The sequence below is a fragment of the Micromonospora sp. WMMD812 genome, from assembly GCF_027497215.1.
Taxonomy (GTDB): domain Bacteria; phylum Actinomycetota; class Actinomycetes; order Mycobacteriales; family Micromonosporaceae; genus Micromonospora.
The window spans coordinates 5996323-6017550 of sequence record NZ_CP114904.1 but is presented as its reverse complement, the minus strand read 5'-3'; the positions used below and the strand labels follow the sequence as shown (position 1 = coordinate 6017550).

The window sequence follows — 21228 nt, the reverse complement described above, 5'->3', positions numbered from 1 at the left end:
GCGATTGTCCGTGATGCCGGGGCACAAAGTGCAAGATCGCGGGGATGGGGGCGGGGGCTCGGGGGTCAGGCTGTGGCGGCGGCTACCGCGGTGCGGGCGACGAGCGCTCGGCGCAGGTCGTCGTCGGCGTCGGTGACCACCCGCCGCAGCCCCGGCGTCAGGTCGTCACGGGCCAGCAGCGCCGCGGCCGCCTCCCGCGTCGGCTGGGTCACGGCGTAGCGCGGGAAGGCCAGGCCGGCGACGCGGTCGGCTGTCCAGGGGGTGCGCAGCCGCGCCGCCGCCGGCATGTCGGCGAAGTACCGGCCGACGTAGGCAGCGGTCAGCTCGGCCTGCTCGGGCTGCCAGAAGCCCTCCGCGGTCGCCTCGACCAGCCGGTTGGAGAGGTCGGTGTTGCTGACGATGATCTCCCAGGCCGCCCGCTTGGCCGCCGTCTCGGGCAGCGCCGCCCGGCAACGCGCGGCCCGCTCCTGGCCCGCCGCGCTCGGGTCCGCCGCCGCCTCCGCGGCGATCTCCGGTTCGCCGGCGGCGCCGAGCACCACCAGCCGGCGCAGCACCGCCCAGCGCAGCTCGGCGTCGACGGCCAGCCCGGCGGGCACGCCCCGGCCGGCCAGCCAGCCGGTCAGCAGGTCGGCGTCGCTGGTCGCGGCGATCAGCGCGCGGGCCCCGGCCAGCTGCAACGACCCGCCGGCCGGTGCGCCGTCGAGCAGCCGGCCACAGGCCTCGGCGATCCGCGCCAGCGCCGCCTCCCGGGCCGCGGGGTCGAGGTAGCGGTCCACCAGCGACCGGCTCAACGTCAACACGTCCTCGGCGATGATCACCTCGGTCTCCGCGGGCAACGCGGCAGCGATCAGACCCACCACGCCGGCCACCGGCCGCTCACCGTCGGTCGCCGCGTCGAGCGCCTCGCCCCAGAGCAGCGCCCGGGCCAGCGGGTCGGCCAGACCGGGCAACACGAGCGGTACGGCGTCCGCCGACGCCGGGTCGAGGCGCACCTTCGCGAAGGTCAGGTCGCCGTCGTTGGGCAGCAGCAGCCGGGCGGCCGGCGCTCCGGCCAGCTCGTCGAGCACGGTGCGGCCACCGTCGGCGTCGGGGTCCAGGTCGACCTCCGTCCGGTCGACCGTGCCGTCGGTGGCGTACCGGCCGACGCCGATCCGGTGGGGGCGCAGCACCGGGTGGGACTCCGGCGCGGTCTGCACCAGCGCGACCTCCTGGTAGCGCCCGTCGGAGTCGACGGTCACCTCGGCGCGCACCGTGTTCACCTGCGCCTCGCGCAGCCACCGCCGCGCCCAGCCGGTCAGGTCCCGACCGCTGGCCGCCGACAGGCTGCCGAGCAGGTCGGCCAGCGTGGCGTTGCCGAACCGGTGCGCCGCGAAGTGCGCGTTCAGCCCGGCCAGGAACGCCTCGTCGCCGAGCCAGGCGACCAACTGCCGCAGCACGCTGGCGCCCTTGGCGTACGAGATGCCGTCGAAGTTCAGCAGCGCCTGCGCGGCGTCGGCCACCTCCTCCGGCGCGACCGGGTGCGTGGAGGGGCGCTGGTCGGCGGCGTACCCCCACGCCTTGCGACGCAGCGCGAACGTGGTCCACGCCCGGTCGAACCGCGTCGCCTCGGCGGTCACCCGGGTGCCCAGGTACTCGGCGAAGGACTCGTTCAGCCACAGGTCGTCCCACCAGCGCATGGTGACCAGGTCACCGAACCACATGTGCGCCATCTCGTGCGCGATGGTGGTGGCCCGCAGCTCCCGCTGGGTGTCGGTCACCGCGGAGCGGAACACGTAGTCGTCCCGCAGGGTGACCAGGCCCGGATTCTCCATCGCCCCGGCGTTGAACTCCGGCACGAACGCCTGGTCGTACTTGCCGAACGGGTAGCGCTCGGCGAAGAGCTGGTGGAACCGGTCGAGGCACTGCCGGGTGACCGTGAAGATCTCCTCGGCGTCGGCGTCCAGGTGCTCGGCGAGCGAGCGGCGGCAGTAGATGCCGAGCGGGATCCCGTCGTGCTCGCCCCGCCGGACGTGGTACGGCCCGGCGATCAGCGAGAAGAAGTACGTGGCGAGCGGGACGGTCGGGGCGAACTCCCAGCGCCCCGGGCGCGGGTTGGCCGCGACCTGGCCGTTCGCCGCGACCGTCCACTCCGGAGGCGCGGTGACGCTGAGGGTGACCGGCGCCTTCAGGTCGGGCTGGTCGAACGCGGCGAAGATGCGCTGCACGTCATCGAGGAAGGACATGGCGTAGAGATAGGTCTCGCCGTCGGCCGGGTCGACGAAGCGGTGCATCCCCTCGCCGGTGTTCGAGTAGGCCATCTCCGCCTCGACGGCGAGCGTGTTCCGCTCGCGCAGGCCGGTGAGCGGCAGCCGGTTGTCGTCGAGCGTGTCGGGGTCGAGGTCGGCGTCGTTGAGGCGTACCGCGAGCAGTTTCGCGGGTTTGACCTCGGCGAAGGTCGCGGCGCCGGGGGTGGACCGGAACCGGACGGTGACGTGGGAGCGGAACAGGTCGCCGCCGCCGGTCAGGTCGAGGTCCACCTGATAGGACTCGACGGTAATCGCCGCGCCACGCGCGGTCGCCTCTACACGGGTCAGGCTCGGCATCCGCTTATCCTGCCCGATGGGGATCCGGACGCGTTCCCCCGACATGTAGCAGTGGAGGAATCACCATGGCTCTGCACCCCAAGGGCGACTTCGACCTGTCCCGGGCGGTCTGGCAGCGGGCCGACGGCGACACCTCCGAGAGCGCCGTGGAGGTCGCCTTCGTCGACGACCTCATCGGCATGCGCAACTCGGCCGAGCCCGACGGACCGGTCCTGGTCTTCACCCAGGCCGAGTGGGACGCGTTCGTCGCCGGCGCCCAGGACGGCGAGTTCGACCTCGACTGACGCGGCCCGCCCGGGACCATCGCCGGCCCGGGCCGACCGCCACGGGTCGCCGAGGTCACGGCGCCGGCGGGCCCGGGACACCGCGACCTCGGCGACGGCGAGCCGCTCACGAGTCGCCGTCGCCCCAGCCCAGGCCGCCGGGACCGGCGGCGTGATGAAAACCGGGGTGGTCCGCGACGTCGACGCAGCGCTCGCCGTCGGGGCCGACCGCACCGCAGAACAGCCGCTCGGCCCGGTGCCAGGCGTCCGCGGGCGACAGCGCGGCCGCGCCGAGCGCCACCTCGGGTCGGAGCAGGCACAGCGCCTCGGCGTAGCACACCGCCAGCTCCCGGGCGTCGGTCGCGCCGGCCGCCGTGAAGCCCAGGTGCACCGTGAAGAACCGGGGTGGCCGGTCGGAGCGCCGGGGCGGCGCGATCAGCGGCGCGTCCACACCGCCCGGCGCCGCGCCGAGCTCTCCGATCGTCCCCCGCCGCCAGTGCGGCGAGCTGTTGCCCCGCATCCGCCCTCCCCGTGGTCCGTGGTCGCGCCCTTGCCCGGCCCAGGCCCGGCCGGCCCGCCGGCCGCCGGCCGCGTCGGGCCGCTCCTCGCACTGAACCAGGTTCCCGGGCTCCTGGGAGGGGCCAGCGGACGGTGCGGTCCGCTGGCCCCCTCCCCCATCGCCGTGGTCGCCGAACCGGGGAGCCGGGTCCGGCCGGCGGCGGGATTCACGAGGCCTGGCCTGGGTAGTCCCGCGATGGAGGAGATCGGGCGGCGACGGCCGCCACCCGGCGTCAGGAGGCCCGATGGCGACGATCCCGGTCGACCGCAGCCCGGACAGCACCCTCGCGCTGCTCCGCGACGGCTACCGCTTCATCGGCGAGCGTTGCGACCGGTACGGCGTGGACGTCTTCCAGACCCGCCTGCTGCTGAGACCGACCGTCTGCCTGCGCGGCCGGCCCGCCGCGGTGCTCTTCTACGACCCCGACCGCTTCCAGCGCGCGGGCGCCACGCCGTTGCGGGTGCAGCGGACCCTCACCGGGCGCGGCGGGGTACAGGGGCTGGACGGCCCGGCCCACCTCGACCGCAAGGGCATGCTCCTGTCGCTCATGACGCCGACCGCCATCCGGCAGCTGGGCCAACTCTTCGACGACGAGTGGCGGGCCCGCGTCCCGGTCTGGGAGAGGGCGGGACCGGTCGTGCTCTACGGGGAGCTGGGCCGGATGCTCACCCGGGCGGTGTGCGCCTGGGCCGGGGTGCCGCTGGCCGAGTCGCAGGTCGACCGGCGCGCCGCCGACCTGCACGCGATGATCAAGAGCGGCGCGGTGGTCGGGCCGGTGCACTGGCGAGGACTGCTGGCCCGCCGACGGGCCGAACGCTGGCTCGTGGACCTCATCGACCGGACCCGGGCCGGCGCCCTGCCCGCGCCGGCCGGCAGCGCGTTGCAGGTGATCGCCGAGCACCGGGACATCCAGGGAAGGCCGCTCCCGCGCCGGATCGCCGCGGTCGAACTGCTCAACGTGTTGCGGCCGACCGTCGCGGTCGACCGGTTCATCGTCTTCGCCGCGCTCGCCCTGCACGACCACCCGGCCTGGCGGCAGCGGGTCCGCGGGGACGACGACGCGGCCGAGACCTTCGTGCAGGAGGTCCGGCGGTACTACCCGTTCTTCCCGGTCGCCGCGGCCCGGGTACGACGCTCCTTCGACTGGCAGGGCTACCACTTCCCCCGCGGCCGGCGGGTGCTGCTCGACCTCTACGGCACCAACCACGATCCGCGGCTGTGGCCGGAGCCGGAGCGGTTCCGTCCGGAGCGGTTCACCGGCTGGCGGGCGGACCCCTTCGGGCTGGTCCCGCAGGGCGGCGGGGAGCACACCACCGGACACCGCTGCGCCGGGGAGTGGATCACCATCGACCTGATGAAGCGGGCGGTGGCGAACCTGACCGGCACCATGCGGTACGACGTACCGCCGCAGGACCTGGCGGTCAGCACCCGCCGGATGCCGACCCTGCTCCCGAGCGGCTTCATGATCATCAACGTCCGCCGCACCGCCTGACCCGCGCCAGCTCCCCGCGATCGTGCGGTTTCCGCCCCGGCACCTCCGGCGAAAAGCCGAGAACCAGGGGCCGGAACCGCCCGATCGCGGGGGCTGGCGGACGACGGGTCGGTCAGTAGGTCGCCTGCTGGCGGGACTGCTGCGCCTGATCCTTCACGTCCTGCGCGGCGGACCGGGTGTCGTCCTTGACGGCGTCCACCGCGTCCTGGGCGGTCGCCTTCACCGAGCGGGTGGCATGCTGCGCCGGCTCCCGCAGCTCCTCCTTCAGCTCACCGGCCACCTCGGTCAGCTTCTCCCTGACCGCGCCGCCGTGCTCGCTGGCCTTCTCCTTGACCTGCGTCGCCACCTGCTGCTCGCGGCGGGTGGCCGGGATCAGCGAGGACGCGAGCCAGCCCACGCCGAACGCGATCAGGCCGGCAGCGAGCGGGTTGCCCTCGGACTTCTGCCGGATGACGTGCGGCGCGCGGTGCGCCGCGTCGCTCACCGTCGACGCCGCCGAGTGCGCGGCGTCGCTCACCGTGGAGGCCGCCGACGAGGCCCGGTCGCCCACCGAGTGGGCGGCGTGGCCGGTGCCGTGGCCGAGGTCCGACGCGGTTCCCATGACCTTGTCCCTCACATTCTGCAACGCGGTACGGGCCCGCCGCTTGCGATCGTCGACGATGCGGCTCGGGCTGACCTTGTACGCCAGCGCGTCCACATCGGAGCTGAGGCTGTTACGGGTGGCTTCGATCTCCCGGCGGATCTGGTCGGGATCGGTGCTCATCGGGTCACTCCCTCCGGGTGGGGCTTCAGCGCGTCGGGGATCCGCTGCACGCTGTCGTTGGTCTGCGTGAGGCCGCGTACGCGCCGCGCGTTCTTCTTGGCCATCGAGTAGAGGACCGCGGCGATCGCGGCCCACAGGACGGCCACGACCAGCGCCGCCCAGCCGGCGTCCATCACGTTGGACAGCCCGGCCCAGAGGGCCAGCGAGAGGAAGAGGGCCACCATGTATCCGCCGAAGCCGGCGCCGCCGAAGAGCCCGGCGGCCTTGCCCGCCTTCCGGCCCTCCTGGCGGATCTCGGCCTTGGCCAGGTCCACCTCCTGCCGCAGCAGGGTGGACAGGTCGGTGGTGACCTGACGCATCAGTTCACCGATGGAGCTTCCCCTGACCTCCGCCGCGGTGTGCGGGGCGTCCGCGGCGTGCCCGGAGTCGAGGCCGGGCCCCTGCGTCGGCATGCTCATGCCGCCGCCTCCCTTCGAATCGTCCGGTCGCTCACGGGCGCACGGTCCCGCTGGACCGCACGCCGGGCAGCGGGTCTGTCCGGGTCACCGGGGGCAGCGGCTGGCCGGTGCCGCCCGCGGGGTCGGCGTAGCCGGTGGTGGTCTGCGGGTCGGCGTACGCACCCGGGGTCGGATCGAGGTGGCCGCCCGGCGGCACCTGGTCGGGGGCCTGCCGCGCGGCCGGCGGCGTGGGGGTGGGGAGGACGGCGGTCCGGTCCGGGTCGGCGTACGCCCCGTGGGCGTGCTGGCCCGGGCCGGAGTCGTCGCCGGAAGCGAGGTTGCGGGTCAGCCGGCCGGCGAGCACGCCGAGGACGGCCGCTCCGACCAGGAAGGTGCCCGGGTTGCGCCGTGCGTAGTCGCGCACCTCGGTGATCAGGTCGCCGGGCTCGCGCGCCTCCAGCCAGCCGGCGACGCCGTGCACCCGGTCGGCGGCCTGGCGGGCCAGCTCGCTCACCGGGCCGGCCTGGCCGCCCTGCTCGGCCATGGTGCGCATCTCGTCGGCCAGTGACCGGAGACCGCCGGCGGCCCGGCGCTGCTGCTCGCCGGTCTGGGCGGCGAGCTGCGTACGGGCCTCGCCGTACAGGTTGCGCGCCTGCCGTGCGGCCTCCCGGCCGACCTCCTTGCCCTGCTCCTTGGCGGTCTCGGCTACCGCGCCGCCGGCGTGGGCGGCCTCCGACCCGACCTGGCGGGCCTGGTCGCGGACGCCGCCGCCGTTCGTCGGCTCCTGGCCGTACGGCGTCGGTGTGGGTGACAGATCGTAGGTCATGATGTCCCTTCCGCTCAGAAAGTCGTCGCGGTCGTACGGGGGATTCCGGTGGCGAAACGCACCACCGACGCCGAATCACCTACCCTCCGTCGCCACGTCCATACCTGTTCGCTCATTTCTCTGCGCCGACGCCGGCCTCGACTTCAAAATGGGCTGCGTGACGTCACCGCTGCGGACAGTGAGGTAAACGGGACTCGCGACCAGGGCCCGGACGGTACCGGCGGGCGGGACGGATCCACGGAGGTGGCATCGATGGCACGGGGCGCGCGGGGTGGCCGACCGGCGGGGCCGAAGCCGCTGGTCCAACTGGCCGCCGCGGCGGTGGGCCTGGTCTTCCTCCTGATCGGCGTGCTGGGCTTCGTCCCCGGCGTCACCACCAACTACGACGAGTTGCAGGCCGCCACCCACCACTCGGACGCCCGGCTGCTCGGCGTCTTCCAGGTGTCGATCCTGCACAACGCGGTGCACCTGTTCTTCGGCCTGCTCGGCCTGGCGATGGCCCGCACCATCGCGGGCGCCCGGGTCTTCCTCGGCGCGGGCGGCGCGGCCTATCTCGGCCTCTGGCTGTACGGGTTCGTGATCCACAAGGAGAGCGTGGTCAACTTCCTGCCGCTGAACCACGCCGACGACTGGCTGCACCTGGGCCTCGGCTTCGGCATGCTCTCGCTCGGCCTGCTCCTCTCCAACCAGGTCGGCACCGGCGGGCGGCTGGACACCCCTGTCGACCGCCCCTGACCCCCGGGGACGACGTCCCGGAGCCCGCGGGCGGGCGACCCGCGCCACACCGACCGGCGTTTGCGGCCCGGTTGACCTGGGCAACGGAGAGTCACCGGGTCACGAACGGGAGGGGGCCGCGATGCCGCGCTGGTTGCGAGACAACGCGTTGGCCGTCGCGATGTTCGGCGCGTTCGTCGTCTTCCTAACCTTGCAGAGCGTGTTCGGCTGGCAGACGCACAACGAGGAGCTGGTCGAGTTCGGGGCCGACCCGATCGGGTGGCCGGCGTACCTGGCCAGCGGGCACTTCGCCGAGGCGGTCTTCGAGAACTGGGAGTCCGAGTTCCTCCAGATGGGCGGCTACGTCCTGCTGACCGCGTACCTGGTGCAGCGGGGGTCGGCCGAGTCGAAGCCGGAGGGCCAGACCGACCGGCCGGAGGACGACGAACGCCGAGCGACCCGGGAGTCGCCCTGGCCGGTCCGGGTCGGCGGCCTCCCGCTGGTGATCTACCGGAACAGCCTCTCCCTCGCGCTCCTGCTGATCTTCGCGGGCTCGTTCGTCGGGCACCTGTTCGCCGGGGCCGCCGAATACAACGCCGAGCAGGCGCTGCAGAGCGGAGCGCCGCCGATCAGCACGCTGCAGTTCCTGGGCACAAGCGACTTCTGGTTCCAGTCGATGCAGAACTGGCAGAGCGAGTTCCTCGCGGTCGGCACGCTGGTCGTGCTCAGCATCGTCCTGCGCCAGCACGCCTCACCGGAGTCGAAGCCGGTCACCGTCGCGCACGCCGAAACCGGCGCCTGACCCGTTCGCGGATCCCGGGCCCGGCCGGTTCAGGCCGGGACGGGCAGCCGCTTGGCGAAGCAGACGCGGGACGGGTTGTCCACGTACTCGCCGTAGACCGGGATCCGGTCGTACCCGGACGAGGTGCAGAGCGCGATCGCGGCCGGCAGGTAGGTCCCGGTCTCCAGGCAGACCACCGCGTGCCCGGACTGGAAGGCCAACTCCTCCAGCGCGGCGAGCAGCTGGCGGGCGATCCCCCGCCCCCGGTACGACGGCCGCACGTACATGCGCTTGACCTCGCCGGTGTGCTCGTCGAGTGCCTGGATCCCGCCGCAGGCGACCGCCCGACCGTTCACCACCACCGCGAGGTAGCGGATGCCGTCGTGGGTGAGGGTCGCCTGCCCGTCCAGCCCGCCGTCGGCCTCGCGCAGCTCCCGCTGCTGGGCCGTGACCAGAGCGGCGATCTCCGGGTCGGTGGCCACACGCACCTCGATCAACATCGCATCAAGGTATGCCGGACGGATTTCATCCAGGTTTCCGCAGAACGACCCGATCACGGACGGAACGGAGCTATTGGGCGTCGTCGACGTCCTCGGCCGTCGCGCCCGCCTCGATCTCGATCTCGGTCTCGGTCTCGGTCTCGGTCTCGGTCTCGGTCTCGGTCTCGCCAGCCTCGATCTCGTCCGCCGGTCGCTGCCGCCGTGCCTTGCGGGCGGCCAGCCGCTCGGCCGCGTTGGCCCGGGTCGACTTCTCCTCCAGGCGAATGTCGGTGCCCCGGTTGCCCGGAACGAAGTCGACACCGGCGTAGAGCGTGGGCTGCCAGTCGAACTCACGCTCGCCGATCCGCACGAGGTCACCGGGCTGCGCGCCGGACTTGGCCAGCTTCTCCTCGACGCCGAGCCGGGCCAGCCGGTCGGCCAGGTAGCCGACCGCCTCGTCGTTGTCGAAGTTCGTCTGCCGGACCCAGCGCTCCGGACGTACGCCACGCACGGTGTACGAGCCGTCCGGCTCCGCCTCGATGGTGAACCCGGCGTCGTCCACCGCGGTGGGCCGGATCACGATCCGGGTCGGCTCGGCCGGCGGGGCCGCCGCACGGGCCGCCTCGACCAGCTCCGCCATCGCGTACGTGAGCTCCTTCAGCCCCTCCCGGGTGGCGGCGGAGACCTCGAACACCCGGAAGCCGCGCGCCTCGAGGTCGGGCCGGACGATCTCGGCCAGGTCCCGGCCGTCCGGTACGTCGACCTTGTTGAGCGCCACCAGCCGGGGCCGGTCGGCCAGGCCGCCGTACTCGTTCAGCTCCGCCTCGATGGTGTCGATGTCGGCCAGCGGGTCCCGGTCGAGTTCCAGCGTCGCGGTGTCGATGACGTGCACCAGCACCGCGCAGCGCTCGATGTGCCGGAGGAACTCCAGGCCCAGGCCCTTGCCGCTGGCCGCGCCGGGAATCAGACCGGGCACGTCGGCGACGGTGAAGGTGTGGTTGTCCACCCGGACCACGCCGAGGTTGGGCACCAGGGTGGTGAACGGGTAGTCGGCGATCTTCGGCTTGGCGGCGGAGATCACCGAGATCAGCGACGACTTGCCGGCCGACGGATAGCCGACCAGGCCGACGTCGGCGACGCTCTTCAGCTCCAGCACCACGTCCAGCTTGTCGCCGGGTTCGCCGAGCTCGGCGAAGCCGGGCGCCTTGCGCCGGGCGTTGGCGAGCGACGCGTTGCCGCGACCACCGCGCCCGCCCCGGGCCGCCTCGAAGGTGGTGCCCGCGCCGACCATGTCGGCCAGGACCGTGCCGTCGAGGGTCTGCACCACGGTGCCGTTCGGCACCTTGATGACCAGGTCATGGCCGTTCGCGCCGTCCCGGTTCGAGCCGGCGCCGCCCTTGCCGTTCTCGGCCTTCATGTGCGGACGGAAGTGGAAGTCCAGCAGTGTGGTCACCTGCGGGTCGACGACCAGCGAGACGCTGCCGCCGTGCCCGCCGTTGCCGCCGTCCGGGCCGCCGAAGGGCTTGAACTTCTCCCGGTGGATCGAGACACAGCCGTGCCCGCCGTCGCCGGCCAGCATGTGCAGGACGACCCGGTCAACGAACGTCGTCACGACGTCAATCCTTCCAGCGGGGATCGCCCCGCGCGAGAAAAAACGAAGCGGGCCGGGACCCGGAGGTCCGCGGCCCGCAACGCCTTCGAGCTACTGCTGCGGCACGATGCTGACGGTCTTGCGACCCCGCTTGGTGCCGAACTGGACCGCACCGGCGGACAGCGCGAAGAGCGTGTCGTCGCCGCCACGGCCGACCAGGTCACCGGGGTGGAACTTGGTGCCACGCTGCCGGACGATGATCTCGCCGGCGCTGACGACCTGACCACCGAAGCGCTTCACGCCGAGCCGCTGGGCCGCGGAGTCACGGCCGTTACGCGAGCTGGACGCACCCTTTTTGTGAGCCATTGGAGGACGACCTACTTCCCGCTGGAGATGCCGGTCACCTTGACCTGGGTCAGCGGCTGGCGGTGACCCTGGCGCTTGTGGTAGCCGGTCTTGTTCTTGAACTTGTGGATCCGGATCTTCGGGCCCTTGGTGTGCGCGGCGATCTCGCCGGACACCGCGACCTTGGCAAGCTTCGCCGCGTCGGTCACCAGGTCGTCACCGTCGACGAGGAGCACCGCGGTGAGCTTCACCGCGTCACCGGGGGCACCGGTGAGCTTCTCGACCTCGATCACGTCGCCCTCGGCGACCTTGTACTGCTTGCCGCCGGTCTTGACGATCGCGTACATCGGAGGCGGACTCCCTGTCGTTGAGGCTGCTGGCGGTCGTCCCCGCGGCGGCTCGCCGGGTAGCAGTGGCACCGGTGGCGCGGGCACGCGGGAACTCGGCACACCAAAGTGCGCCACCGGCAAGAGTACGCCATGCCCCGCCCGCTGCCCAAACCGACCCGGACGGTCAGCGCGGGCACAGCTGGTCGAGGCGTTGCTGGAGGCGGTCCAGCTCGGTCTCGTCGATCGCGGCGACGTCGGCGCCCATCGCGTCGACCTCGGTGCTCATGTCGCTGAGCAGCGTCCTCAGCTCCGGGTCGGTGGCCTCGGCCGACTGCTGCCGCAGCGCGCTCCGCCAGCCGACGAGCGCGGCCTCGGCCCGCTGCCGGGCGGCCTCCGCGGTGGCGCTGTCGTTCGCGCCGACCGCCGCGACCATCCTGCCCACTTCCTCGACGTACGTCCGGATTCCTGTCGCGCCGGCCTCCTGCGCGGCGGCGCAGACCGCCGGGGTGTTCCCACCGCCGGCCGTGCCCGCCCCCGCCGTGGTGGCGGTGCCGGCCGCGCTCGGCGTGGTGGTCTCCGGCACATCGGCGCCCGGCGGGTCACCCGCGCAGCCGGCCGCCGACCAGAGCCCGGCCACCAGCACGCCGGTGGCGAGCAGACGACGCATCTTCTCCTCCTGACCGGGTGACCGGTCCCCCATCGCCGGTACGGGGCAGGGCCCCACTCCGGTCACCTTGCCGGAGTGGGGCCCTGCGAAACACCTGCCTGGTCAGCCCGTCACGGACGGGTACGCCGCCGGGCGCCGCCGCGGCGGGACCGACGTCGGCCGACGGCCCCCTCGGCCTCCTCCTCGGCCTCGTCGCCGAGTGCGTCCGGGTCGTCCGCGGCGGCCAGCCGGGCCGACTCGCCCTCCTGGCTGTCGGCGACGGCCGGCGCGGCCGCGGTGTCCGCCTCGTAGCGGGACAGGTCGTAGCCCATCGTGTCGTAGTAGTCGGTGTCGGCGCCGGGTTCCGTCCCGGTCTCGGTGACCTCGGCCACCGTCCGCTCGGCCGGGGCGCTCTTGCGCGCCCGGCGCCGCGACCCGCCGCCGGTCTCGGCGGCCGGGCTGGCGACGGCCGAGGCGACCGCCTTGACCTTCTCCCCCGCCCCACCGGCACGCGGCTTCTCCGGAACCGGCTCGGTGTGGATGATCACGCCGCGGCCCTTGCAGCACTCGCAGGTCTCGCTGAACGCCTCCAGCAGGCCGGCGCCGATCCGCTTGCGGGTCATCTGCACCAGGCCGAGCGAGGTGATCTCGGTGACTTGGTGCTTGGTGCGGTCCCGACCGAGGCACTCGGTCAGCCGGCGCAGCACCAGCTCGCGGTTCGACTCCAGCACCATGTCGATGAAGTCGATCACCACGATGCCACCGATGTCGCGCAGCCGGAGCTGGCGGACGATCTCCTCGGCGGCCTCGAGATTGTTCCGGGTGACCGTCTCCTCCAGGTTGCCCCCGGCACCGGTGTACTTACCGGTGTTGACGTCGACCACGGTCATCGCCTCGGTCCGGTCGATCACGAGCGATCCGCCCGAGGGCAGGAAGACCTTCCGGTCCAGGCCCTTGATGATCTGCTCGTCGATCCGGTACTCGGCGAACACGTCGGTGGTGCCGACGTGCCGGCGCAGCCGGGCGACCAGGTCGGGCGAGACGTGCGACAGGTACGACTCGACCATGTCGTAGGACTGCTCGCCCTCGATGACCAGCTCGCGGAAGTCCTCGTTGAAGAGGTCCCGGACCACCCGGATGACCAGGTCGGGCTCCTCGTAGAGCAGCACCGGGGCACCGCCCTCGGCCGCCTTGGCCTGGATGTCTTCCCACTGCGCCTGGAGCCGCTTGACGTCCCGGGCCAGCTCGTCCTCGCTGGCGCCCTCGGCGGCCGTCCGGACGATCACGCCCGCGCCGTCCGGGACCAGCTTCTTCAGCACGTCTCGCAGCCGCTTGCGCTCGGTGTCCGGCAGCTTGCGGCTGATCCCGGACGCGTTGCCGTTCGGCACGTAGACCAGGTGCCGGCCGGAGAGCGCGATGTGGCTGGTCAGCCGGGCGCCCTTGTGCCCGATCGGGTCCTTGGTGACCTGCACCAGCACCGAGTCGCCGGACTTGAGGGCCTGCTCGATCGAGCGGGCGCGCCCCTCCAGGCCGGTTGTGTCCCAGTTGACCTCGCCGGCGTAGAGCACCGCGTTGCGGCCCCGGCCGACGTCGACGAACGCCGCCTCCATGCTGGGCAGCACGTTCTGCACCTTGCCCAGGTAGACGTTGCCGGCCATGGTGCCGGACGAGTTGCGGGTGACGTAGTGCTCGACCAGCACGCCGTCCTCGAGCACCGCGATCTGGGTGCGGTCGCCGCGCTGCCGGACCGCCATCACCCGGTCGACCGCCTCGCGGCGGGCCAGGAACTCCGACTCGCTGAGGATCGGCGGCCGCGTACGCCGCTGCTCCCGGCCGTCCCGGCGGCGCTGGCGCTTGGCCTCCAGCCGCGTCGAGCCGGAGACGCCCTGTACCTCGTCGACGGTCCGGCGCGGCTCGCGGATCTTCACCACGGTGGGGACACCGTCGTCCGCGCCCGCCTCGACGTCGCCGGCACCCCGGCGGCGGCGCCGGCGGCGACGACGGGTCATCCCGTCCCCGCCCTCGGCCTCCTCGTCCTCGTCGCCCTCGGCCTCGGACTCGGCCTCGGCCTCGGCCTCGGCCTGCGCCGCCTCCTCGGACTCCTCGTCCTCGGCCTCGTCGGCGCCGCCCTTGCCCCGGCCCCGGCCACGACGGCCGCGCCGGCGCCGGCGCCGAGCCGCGAGGGTGTCCTCGTCCTCGTCTTCCGCCTCGGCGGCCTCCTCGACCTCCTCGGTCGGCTCCTCCTCCGCCTCGACCGCCTCGACCGGCTCCACCGGCTCGGCGTCGCGGCGGCCGCGCCGGCGGCGGCGGGACGGCTCGGCCGGCTCCTCGGCCGCCGGCTCCTCCGCGGCCGGGGCGGGAGCGGGCTCGACCACCCGGGCGACCGGCACGGCCTCCGCCTGCGGGGCCATGAACAGCACGGTGGGCGCGGAGAGCGCCGCCCGCCGCCGGCGGGTACGCGGCTGCTCCGGCTCGGCGGCCTCCGCCGGCTCGGTCAACTGCTCGGTGGTCCCGGCCACGGCCGCCCCGGGCGGGACCTCGCCGGACACGTCCTCGGCGCCGCTGGTGCGGGCCGGTTCGCCGGTCGCGGCCTCGGCCGGCGACTCCGCGGCCGGCTCAGCCGCCGCGGCGGTGGTCTTCTTCCGCCGGGTACGGGTCACCTTGACCGGCGGGACGACCTCCGGGGAGGCCTCCTCGGCCTCCGCCGCGACCAACGGCTCCTCGGCGGCCCTCGCGGCGGTCGCCTTACGCCGGCGACGCGGGGTCTTCGGGGCGCCGTCGAGGTCGCCGGAGATCGGGGCGAACACCTCCGCCTGCGGGGACTCCGCGCTGCCGGCGCCCGCGGCGGGCGCCTCGACCGGCGCATCCGTCTGCTCCGGCTGGTTGGCCGGGGCGGCCCGGCGGCGGGTCGCCCGGGCCCGCTTGGTCGGAGTGGGCTCGGCGGCGTCGCCGCCCGTCAGGTCGGCCGTGCCGACCGCGCCCTCCGCGCCACCCCCGTCGACGGGGTTGTGCTGCTGCTCGGCGGTCTCCCCGGCCGGCTGTGAGCCGGTCCGTTCGCCGCCCTCGGGCTCGTTCTCGAGCATGGACGTTCTCCAGTTCTGGCTACCCCGGGCGCGGGTGAGCGCTGCCACGCAGGGTCGCCGCAAAAGTGTTTCCGCCCGGTGCGCGCGGTGCGCGACCGGCCGAAGTCTGCCTACCAGAACGCTGACCGTCGGTCAGCGTTCACCGATGGTTGCCCCGTCGCGGTCCGCATCCAACGGATCCACGATCTCGCCTTGCGCGGTCAGCGTGCCCTGAGCCAGCCGGGTCACCCGTGGCGGAACCGGCGGCTCCAGGTCGGCCACCACGCGGAGGCCGGAAAGGACGTCATCGGGCCGTACGGACGGGGTGACCTGCCGCACGACCACTTCGAGTATCGCACACGGTACGGCCGGTCCCCCGGAAGGCGTCGCCGCCGGTGCCGCCACATCGACGGCGATGACCGCACCGCGGGCGTCGAAGGTACGCCGCCCCTGCTTGGTCATCCGCTCGACCAGCACCTCGCCGGCGGCGGTGAAGGCGTCCACCGCGCTCCGGAGCGCCGTCGGGTCGACCTCTGGCAGCTCGATCCGCCAGGAGGACGCCTCGATCCGGTCGGCCAGGCTGCCGCCGGTCGCCACCACCGCCTCCAGCACGTCCAGTCCGGGCGAGAGCGCGGCGTCCAGCGCGGCGCACAGCGCGGGCGGGTCGACCGGCGCCTGAAGTCCGATCTCCAGGTACTCCGCCTCGCTCGCCACCCCGGTCGGCGCGGCGCTGGCGTACGAGATCTTGGGGTGCGGGGTGAAGCCCTGCGAGTACGCGATCGGTACGCCGGCCCGCCGTACGGCCCGCTCGAAGGCCCGGGCGAAGTCCCGGTGCGAGGTGAACCGCAGCGGTCCGCGCTTGGCGTACCGGATCCGGACACGCTGGACGACGGGCGCCTGCCCGCCCTCCGGCTGTGGTCTCTTACTGATCGTCGTGCTCCTCGGATGTCAGAACCGGTAGATCATGACGTTTCGTCCCGCCCGGGGGGATCGTCACGACCGGCCGGCGCCTCCGCGCCTCAGGCGCGGGGGACGGGGGGTCACGGCTGGACGGCGCTGGAAACCTTCAGACCCTTGATCGGGGTGAGCGGGAGCAGCTTCTTCCCGGTCGGGCCGATCTGGATCTCCGTGTCCATCGACGGACAGACGCCGCAGTCGAAACACGGGGTCCACCGGCAGTCATCCTGTTCGTACTCGGACATGGCGTCCTGCCAGTCCTGCCAGAGCCAGTCCTTGTCCAGCCCGGAGTCCAGGTGGTCCCAGGGCAGCACCTCGAGCTGGTCCCGCTCGCGGGTCGTGTACCAGTCGAGATCCACCCCGAACGCCGGCAGCACCTCGGCCGCGGCGTCCACCCAGCGCTGGTAGGAGAAGTGCTCGCTCCAGCCGTCGAACCGGCCGCCGTTCTCCCAGGCCCGGCGGATCACCGCGCCCACCCGCCGGTCGCCGCGGCTCAGCAGGCCCTCGATCAGCGAGGGCTCACCGTCGTGGTAGCGGTAGCCGATCGCCCGGCCCAGCGAACGGTCCGCGTTGATCGCCTGCTTGAGCAGCCGGAGCCGGTTGTCGATCACCTCCGGCCGCTCCATCGCGGCCCACTGGAACGGGGTGTGCGGCTTCGGCACGAACCCGCCGATGGACACCGTGCAGCGGATGTCCTTCGACCCGGTGGCGGCCCGCCCGGCCTTGATCACCTCGTGGGCCATCCGGGCGATCTGGAGCACGTCGTCGTCGGTCTCGGTGGGCAGGCCGCACATGAAGTAGAGCTTCACCTGCCGCCAGCCGTTGGTGTACGCGGTGACGACGGTGCGGATGAGATCCTCCTCCGACACCATCTTGTTGATCACCTTGCGGATCCGCTCCGACCCGCCCTCCGGGGCGAAGGTCAGGCCGGTCCGCCGCCCGTTGCGGGACAGCTCCTGCGCCAGGTCGATGTTGAAGGCGTCTACCCGGGTCGACGGCAGCGACAGCGAGACGTTAGTGCCCTCGTACTGCTGGGCCAGGCCCGAGCACATGTCGCCGATCTCGGAGTGGTCGGCGGAGGAGAGCGAGAGCAGGCCCACCTCGTGGAAGCCGGAGAACTCCAGCCCCTCCTGCACCATCTGCCCCACGGTGGTGATGGAGCGTTCCCGCACCGGCCGGGTGATCATGCCCGCCTGGCAGAAGCGGCAACCGCGGGTGCAGCCCCGGAAGATCTCCACCGCGTAGCGCTCGTGGACCGTCTCGGCCAGCGGAACCAGCGGCTTCTTCGGGTACGGCCAGGCGTCCAGGTCCATCGTCGTACGCTTGTGCACCCGGAACGGCACGTCCGGCCGGTTCGGCACGACCCGCTGGATCCGGCCGTCCGGGAGGTAGTCCACGTCGTAGAAGCGCGGCACGTAGACGCTCTCGGTGCGGGCCAGCCGCAGCAGCAGCTCGTCCCGGCCGCCCGGGGAGCCCTCGGCCTTCCACTCCCGGACGATCGTGCTGATCTCCAGGACCGCCTCCTCGCCGTCGCCGAGCACGGCGGCGTCGACGAAGTCGGCGATCGGCTCCGGGTTGAACGCGGCGTGCCCGCCGGCCACGATCACCGGGTCGGCGTCGGTGCGGTCGGCCGCGAGCAGCGGGATGCCGGCCAGGTCGATGGCGGTGAGCAGGTTGGTGTAGCCCAGCTCGGTCGCGAACGAGATGCCGAAGACGTCGAAGTCGCGCACCGGGCGGTGGGCGTCGACGGTGAACTGCGGCACGCCGTGGGCGCGCATCAGGTTCTCCAGGTCCGGCCAGACCGCGTACGTCCGCTCGGCCAGCACGTCGGGCAGCTCGTTGAGCACCTCGTAGAGGATCTGCACGCCCTGGTTGGGCAGGCCGACCTCGTACGCGTCGGGGTACATCAACGCCCAGCGCACGGTGGCCACGTCCCAGTCCTTGACGACCGCGCCCAACTCGCCGCCGACGTACTGGATCGGCTTGGTCACCTGGGGCAGCAGCGGCTCCAGCCGGGGCCACACGGAGTTGGCCGCGACAGGGCGCGGAGTGGTGGACGGGACGCTCATGATGCCCAAGGGTACGCGCTCGCCCGCCGGCTGCCGCGCGCACGCCGGTGCCACGCCGTCGCGCCGGACCGGTCCGCCGGGAAGTCCCGCCGCCCCGGGTCGCGGCCCTGGTCAGCCGCCGCCGACCGGCGTTGGGCGCCTCAGCGTACGCCGGCGGCCGGTGGGCGGATCGCCGGCGGTGGCACATCGGTACTAACCTCGGACCGGCGCGAGAGGAGATTGCCGCGATGCCGGAGCCGCAGCCGGGGGCAGACCGGCCGGCCGACGGGAGCACCCCGGGCACGGGGCCGGACCGCGATCCGGCCGTCGCCGGGGACACGACCTCCTCCCCCGTACCGCCGGAGGGCGCCTCCCGCCCGGACCCGGCGGCCCCGCCGGAGCCCGAAGCCGACGAACCCGCACCGCCCCGGGTCGCGACCGACCCGGCGGCCCCGCCCGGGCCCTCGGCGGGCGGACCGCGGGCGACCACCGCCCCCGCCGACGAGAGCGACACCGCCGTGGCCGAGCCACCGGGCAACGGCCCGGACGGCACCCGCCGGCTGGCGGATCCGGCGTCCGGCGACGCCGACGACAGCGCGACGCCCGCCGACGCCGACGACAGCGCGACGCTCGTCGACGCCGACGACGAGCCGCCGGCCGGCGACGATCCGACGCCGGGCGCCGACGGGCCGTCCGGCACCCGCTGGCTGCCGGCCGGCGAGGCCGATCCCCCGCCGGCCCGCTGGAGCGGCTCCGCCTCGGTGCCGCCGCCGCTGCCCCGGCGGCGTGCCTGGGGCGAGTCGGCCGAGCCGACGCCGGTGCCACCCGCGCCGCAGGAGCTTCCCGAGCACCGGGCGCCGGTCGATCCGTGGGCCGGGGCGGACACCGGCGGTTGGGACCTGCCCTCGGCCGAGCTGCCGGCGCTCCCGCCGACGCTGCCCTACCCGGCGCCGCCGCCGACCCGCCCCTATGCCGGTCCGCCCGCGCCGCCTCCGCTCTCGCCGGCGCACCCGGCGCCACCACCGCCGGTCGCGTATCCGGCGCCACCGCACCCGGCGCCACCGCACCCGGCGCCGCCACCGATGTCGCCGCCGGCGTCCCGCCCGCCGGTCACGGCCCGCCCGGCACCGCCCGCGCCACCACCGGCGCCGCCGAAGCAGCGCCGGTCGAAGAAGAAGCGGTCGTCCACGCCGCCGCCGGCCGCGCCACCGGCCGGCTGGCGGGCCCCCCGGGGGTACGTCCCGGTCCCGGTCCGCAAGCGGCGCCGCTGGCCGTGGCTGCTGCTGCTCACACTCGCCTGCTGCTGCGGCTGCCCCGCCTACTACGGCAAACCGATCTGGACGCAGTACCCGGCCAACGCCAGCCTTCCGGCGCAGGTGGACGACCTGTCGCTGCGCGACGACAGCCGCAGCGAGCAGGCCGTCCGGCAGCTGGAGACGGATGTCCGCAAGGCGCACTGGCTGGCCGAGGACACGTTCGCCGGCGTCTACGCCACTCCGGACGGCAAGCGGGTCACCGTCTTCGGCGGGACCGGCTTCCGGCTGACCCCCGAGGCGGACGCGGACGCCGAGATCGCGCGGCTCTCCCAGCAGTACCGGCTCGACTCCGTGGAGGACGTCGACACCGGCGTACGGGGGCGCTACGCGCGCTGCGCGGTGGGCCGCACCGACGGCGGCGGCGTGGTGGTCTGCACCTCGGTCGACCACGGCAGCATCGCCACCGGCGTGTTCACCCGGCTCGACGTGGCGGACAGCGCCGCTCTGCTTCACGACCTGCGCGAGCAGATCGTCACCGCGGACCAGAACTGAGGCGACACACCTTTCGAATTCACCTTTTGGTCCCGGCGCAAGCCACCGCAAGGGCGACAATAGGGGCATGTCGCGGCGGTGGCTCTTCGCCGACCAGCTGGGGCCGCACTTCCTCGACGACCGCCGCCAACCGGTGCTGCTGATCGAGTCGAAGGCGGTCTTCCGGCGCCGCGCCTTCCACCGGCAGAAGGCGCACCTGCTCCTGTCCGCCCTGCGGCACCGCGCCGCGGAACTCGGCGACCAGGCGATCCACCTCCGCAGCGAGACCTACCGCGAGGCGCTACGAAAGGTCCGCGAGCCGCTCGAGGTGTGCCACCCGACCTCGCGGGCGGCACTGCGGTTCGTCCGTGGGCTCGACCAGGTGACCGTGCTGCCGCCGCGCGGCTTCGTCACCGCGATCGACGACTTCTCCGAGTGGGCCGACGACCGGCGGGGGGCGCTGCGGATGGAGGCCTTCTACCGCTTCGCCCGCCAGCACCACCGGGTGCTCGTCGAGGGGGACGAGCCGGTCGGCGGCCGGTGGAGCCTGGACCCGGAGAACCGGGAGCCGCCGCCGAAGGGGGTCGAGCGCCTCGAGGTGCCCCCGCCCCCGATGCCGAAGGAGGACGACATCGACGCCGAGGTCCGGGCGGACCTCGACCGGTGGGAACGGGACGGCATCCGGTTCGTCGGCCGGGACGGTCCCCGCCGCTTTCCGGCCACCACCGGGGAGGCCCGGGCCCGGCTGCGGCACTTCCTCCGGCACCGGCTGGCGCAGTTCGGGCCGTACGAGGACGCGATGCTCTCCGCCGATCCGTGGATGGCGCACAGCCTGCTCTCCTCCTCGTTCAACCTGGGCCTGCTCGACCCGATGGAGGCTGTCCGGGGCGCCGAGCAGGCCTACCGCCGGCAGGGCGCGCCGCTGCCCAGCGTGGAGGGGTTCATCCGGCAGATCATCGGCTGGCGCGACTACATCTGGAACCTGTACTGGTACTTCGAACCCGGCTACCAGGGCGCCAACCAGCTCGCCGCGCGCCGGTCGGTACCGGACTGGTTCCGTGACCTGGACGCCGACGCCGTCGAGGCGCACTGCCTCGCCGACGTCCTGACCGACCTGCGCGACCACGGCTGGGTGCACCACATCCCCCGGCTCATGGTGCTCGGCAACTACGCGCTGCAACGCGGCTGGCGGCCCGCCGAGATGGTGGACTTCTTCCACCGCAGCTTCGTCGACGGCTACGCCTGGGTGATGACGGTGAACGTCGTCGGCATGAGCCAGTACGCCGACCTCGGCCGGATGACCACCAAGCCGTACGTCGCCGGCGGGTCGTACATCAACCGGATGAGCGACTACTGCGGTGGCTGCCGGTACGACCCGAAGCAGCGCCTCGGCGAGAAGGGCTGCCCGTACACCGCCGGCTACTGGGCCTTCCTGGCCCGGAACCAGGACCGGATCCCGAAGAACGCCCGGATGGCCCGGCAACTGGCCCAGCTCAACCGGCTACCGGACATGGACGCGGTCGTCGACCAGGAGAAACGGCGCGGCAACGCGCCGCCGTGAGGCCGG

At 73.6% G+C, this 21228-nt stretch carries 19 protein-coding genes; 6 read left to right on the top strand and 13 right to left on the bottom strand.

Features of this window, described 5'->3' with window-relative positions:
* Window positions 1–65 precede the first annotated feature (65 nt).
* Window positions 66–2582, bottom strand: coding sequence for an aminopeptidase N (pepN, locus tag O7603_RS27860; RefSeq protein ID WP_281572695.1), 2517 nt, complete (start codon window positions 2580–2582; stop codon window positions 66–68).
* A 65-nt stretch (window positions 2583–2647) separates the two neighbouring features.
* Between pepN and O7603_RS27855 the strand changes: the two genes are divergently transcribed.
* Window positions 2648–2866 carry a DUF397 domain-containing protein gene (locus O7603_RS27855; protein ID WP_281572694.1) on the top strand — a complete coding sequence of 73 codons (219 nt, stop codon included), beginning with the start codon at window positions 2648–2650 and terminating at the stop codon, window positions 2864–2866.
* Between the two features lie 106 nt (window positions 2867–2972).
* Here O7603_RS27855 and O7603_RS27850 read toward each other — a convergent pair whose 3' ends face one another.
* A complete protein-coding gene (locus O7603_RS27850; protein ID WP_281572693.1) occupies window positions 2973–3365 on the bottom strand; it encodes a hypothetical protein in 393 nt (130 codons plus the stop codon).
* A gap of 283 nt (window positions 3366–3648) precedes the next feature.
* Between O7603_RS27850 and O7603_RS27845 the strand changes: the two genes are divergently transcribed.
* Window positions 3649–4896 carry a cytochrome P450 gene (locus O7603_RS27845; RefSeq protein ID WP_281572692.1) on the top strand — a complete coding sequence of 416 codons (1248 nt, stop codon included), beginning with the start codon at window positions 3649–3651 and terminating at the stop codon, window positions 4894–4896.
* Window positions 4897–5008: 112 nt separating this feature from the next.
* Here O7603_RS27845 and O7603_RS27840 read toward each other — a convergent pair whose 3' ends face one another.
* From O7603_RS27840 to O7603_RS27830, 3 genes are read right to left on the bottom strand one after another with little or no spacing between them, the layout of a single operon-like run.
* Window positions 5009–5659: a DUF3618 domain-containing protein gene (locus O7603_RS27840; protein WP_281572691.1), complete on the bottom strand. Its 651-nt coding sequence runs from the start codon at window positions 5657–5659 to the stop codon at window positions 5009–5011.
* Entirely contained in the window at window positions 5656–6117 is a 462-nt protein-coding gene (locus O7603_RS27835; protein WP_281572690.1) for a phage holin family protein, read from the bottom strand. The genes O7603_RS27840 and O7603_RS27835 overlap by 4 nt, the downstream gene beginning before the upstream one ends.
* 31 nt (window positions 6118–6148) lie before the next feature.
* Window positions 6149–6922: a hypothetical protein gene (locus O7603_RS27830; RefSeq protein ID WP_281572689.1), complete on the bottom strand. Its 774-nt coding sequence runs from the start codon at window positions 6920–6922 to the stop codon at window positions 6149–6151.
* A 252-nt stretch (window positions 6923–7174) separates the two neighbouring features.
* Between O7603_RS27830 and O7603_RS27825 the strand changes: the two genes are divergently transcribed.
* Both O7603_RS27825 and O7603_RS27820 read left to right on the top strand, forming a co-directional pair.
* Window positions 7175–7657 carry a DUF4383 domain-containing protein gene (locus tag O7603_RS27825; RefSeq protein ID WP_281572688.1) on the top strand — a complete coding sequence of 161 codons (483 nt, stop codon included), beginning with the start codon at window positions 7175–7177 and terminating at the stop codon, window positions 7655–7657.
* A gap of 121 nt (window positions 7658–7778) precedes the next feature.
* Window positions 7779–8438, top strand: coding sequence for a DUF6766 family protein (locus O7603_RS27820; protein WP_281572687.1), 660 nt, complete (start codon window positions 7779–7781; stop codon window positions 8436–8438).
* Window positions 8439–8467: 29 nt separating this feature from the next.
* Here the strand turns inward: O7603_RS27820 and O7603_RS27815 are convergent, their stop codons facing one another.
* The 8 genes from O7603_RS27815 to O7603_RS27780 all read right to left on the bottom strand — a co-directional run bounded on the left by O7603_RS27815 (window position 8468) and on the right by O7603_RS27780 (window position 17895).
* Window positions 8468–8917, bottom strand: a complete 450-nt coding sequence (locus O7603_RS27815; protein WP_281572686.1) for a GNAT family N-acetyltransferase — start codon at window positions 8915–8917, stop codon at window positions 8468–8470.
* Window positions 8918–8987: 70 nt separating this feature from the next.
* Window positions 8988–10508: a GTPase ObgE gene (gene obgE / locus O7603_RS27810; protein WP_281572685.1), complete on the bottom strand. Its 1521-nt coding sequence runs from the start codon at window positions 10506–10508 to the stop codon at window positions 8988–8990.
* 90 nt (window positions 10509–10598) lie between these two features.
* Window positions 10599–10853: a 50S ribosomal protein L27 gene (gene rpmA, locus O7603_RS27805; protein ID WP_120678837.1), complete on the bottom strand. Its 255-nt coding sequence runs from the start codon at window positions 10851–10853 to the stop codon at window positions 10599–10601.
* An 11-nt stretch (window positions 10854–10864) separates the two neighbouring features.
* Window positions 10865–11179, bottom strand: a complete 315-nt coding sequence (rplU, locus tag O7603_RS27800; RefSeq protein WP_067312477.1) for a 50S ribosomal protein L21 — start codon at window positions 11177–11179, stop codon at window positions 10865–10867.
* A gap of 166 nt (window positions 11180–11345) precedes the next feature.
* A complete protein-coding gene (locus O7603_RS27795; protein WP_281572684.1) occupies window positions 11346–11828 on the bottom strand; it encodes a hypothetical protein in 483 nt (160 codons plus the stop codon).
* 110 nt (window positions 11829–11938) lie between these two features.
* On the bottom strand, window positions 11939–14890 hold the full coding sequence (locus O7603_RS27790) for an Rne/Rng family ribonuclease (RefSeq protein ID WP_281572683.1): 2952 nt from the start codon (window positions 14888–14890) through the stop codon (window positions 11939–11941).
* Between the two features lie 132 nt (window positions 14891–15022).
* The gene (locus O7603_RS27785; RefSeq protein ID WP_281576838.1) at window positions 15023–15742 is read right to left on the bottom strand and encodes a TIGR03936 family radical SAM-associated protein; all 720 of its coding nucleotides are present in this window, start codon (window positions 15740–15742) and stop codon (window positions 15023–15025) included.
* Window positions 15743–15909: 167 nt separating this feature from the next.
* Complete coding sequence (locus tag O7603_RS27780; RefSeq protein WP_281572682.1) at window positions 15910–17895, bottom strand: TIGR03960 family B12-binding radical SAM protein; 1986 nt, start codon at window positions 17893–17895, stop codon at window positions 15910–15912.
* A 227-nt stretch (window positions 17896–18122) separates the two neighbouring features.
* Here O7603_RS27780 and O7603_RS27775 point away from each other — a divergent pair, with 227 nt between their 5' ends.
* On the top strand, window positions 18123–19682 hold the full coding sequence (locus O7603_RS27775; protein ID WP_281572681.1) for a hypothetical protein: 1560 nt from the start codon (window positions 18123–18125) through the stop codon (window positions 19680–19682).
* Between the two features lie 67 nt (window positions 19683–19749).
* The gene (locus O7603_RS27770; RefSeq protein WP_281572680.1) at window positions 19750–21222 is read left to right on the top strand and encodes a cryptochrome/photolyase family protein; all 1473 of its coding nucleotides are present in this window, start codon (window positions 19750–19752) and stop codon (window positions 21220–21222) included.
* The last annotated feature ends 6 nt before the right edge of the window (window positions 21223–21228 follow it).

Coding starts and splice junctions, on each gene's coding strand:
- pepN (WP_281572695.1), bottom strand. CDS start 2,582: ATGCCGAGCCTGACCCGTGTAGAGGCGACCGCGCGTGGCGCGGCGATT.
- O7603_RS27855 (WP_281572694.1), top strand. CDS start 2,648: ATGGCTCTGCACCCCAAGGGCGACTTCGACCTGTCCCGGGCGGTCTGG.
- O7603_RS27850 (WP_281572693.1), bottom strand. CDS start 3,365: ATGCGGGGCAACAGCTCGCCGCACTGGCGGCGGGGGACGATCGGAGAG.
- O7603_RS27845 (WP_281572692.1), top strand. CDS start 3,649: ATGGCGACGATCCCGGTCGACCGCAGCCCGGACAGCACCCTCGCGCTG.
- O7603_RS27840 (WP_281572691.1), bottom strand. CDS start 5,659: ATGAGCACCGATCCCGACCAGATCCGCCGGGAGATCGAAGCCACCCGT.
- O7603_RS27835 (WP_281572690.1), bottom strand. CDS start 6,117: ATGAGCATGCCGACGCAGGGGCCCGGCCTCGACTCCGGGCACGCCGCG.
- O7603_RS27830 (WP_281572689.1), bottom strand. CDS start 6,922: ATGACCTACGATCTGTCACCCACACCGACGCCGTACGGCCAGGAGCCG.
- O7603_RS27825 (WP_281572688.1), top strand. CDS start 7,175: ATGGCACGGGGCGCGCGGGGTGGCCGACCGGCGGGGCCGAAGCCGCTG.
- O7603_RS27820 (WP_281572687.1), top strand. CDS start 7,779: ATGCCGCGCTGGTTGCGAGACAACGCGTTGGCCGTCGCGATGTTCGGC.
- O7603_RS27815 (WP_281572686.1), bottom strand. CDS start 8,917: ATGTTGATCGAGGTGCGTGTGGCCACCGACCCGGAGATCGCCGCTCTG.
- rpmA (WP_120678837.1), bottom strand. CDS start 10,853: ATGGCTCACAAAAAGGGTGCGTCCAGCTCGCGTAACGGCCGTGACTCC.
- rplU (WP_067312477.1), bottom strand. CDS start 11,179: ATGTACGCGATCGTCAAGACCGGCGGCAAGCAGTACAAGGTCGCCGAG.
- O7603_RS27795 (WP_281572684.1), bottom strand. CDS start 11,828: ATGCGTCGTCTGCTCGCCACCGGCGTGCTGGTGGCCGGGCTCTGGTCG.
- O7603_RS27790 (WP_281572683.1), bottom strand. CDS start 14,890: ATGCTCGAGAACGAGCCCGAGGGCGGCGAACGGACCGGCTCACAGCCG.
- O7603_RS27780 (WP_281572682.1), bottom strand. CDS start 17,895: ATGAGCGTCCCGTCCACCACTCCGCGCCCTGTCGCGGCCAACTCCGTG.
- O7603_RS27775 (WP_281572681.1), top strand. CDS start 18,123: ATGCCGGAGCCGCAGCCGGGGGCAGACCGGCCGGCCGACGGGAGCACC.
- O7603_RS27770 (WP_281572680.1), top strand. CDS start 19,750: ATGTCGCGGCGGTGGCTCTTCGCCGACCAGCTGGGGCCGCACTTCCTC.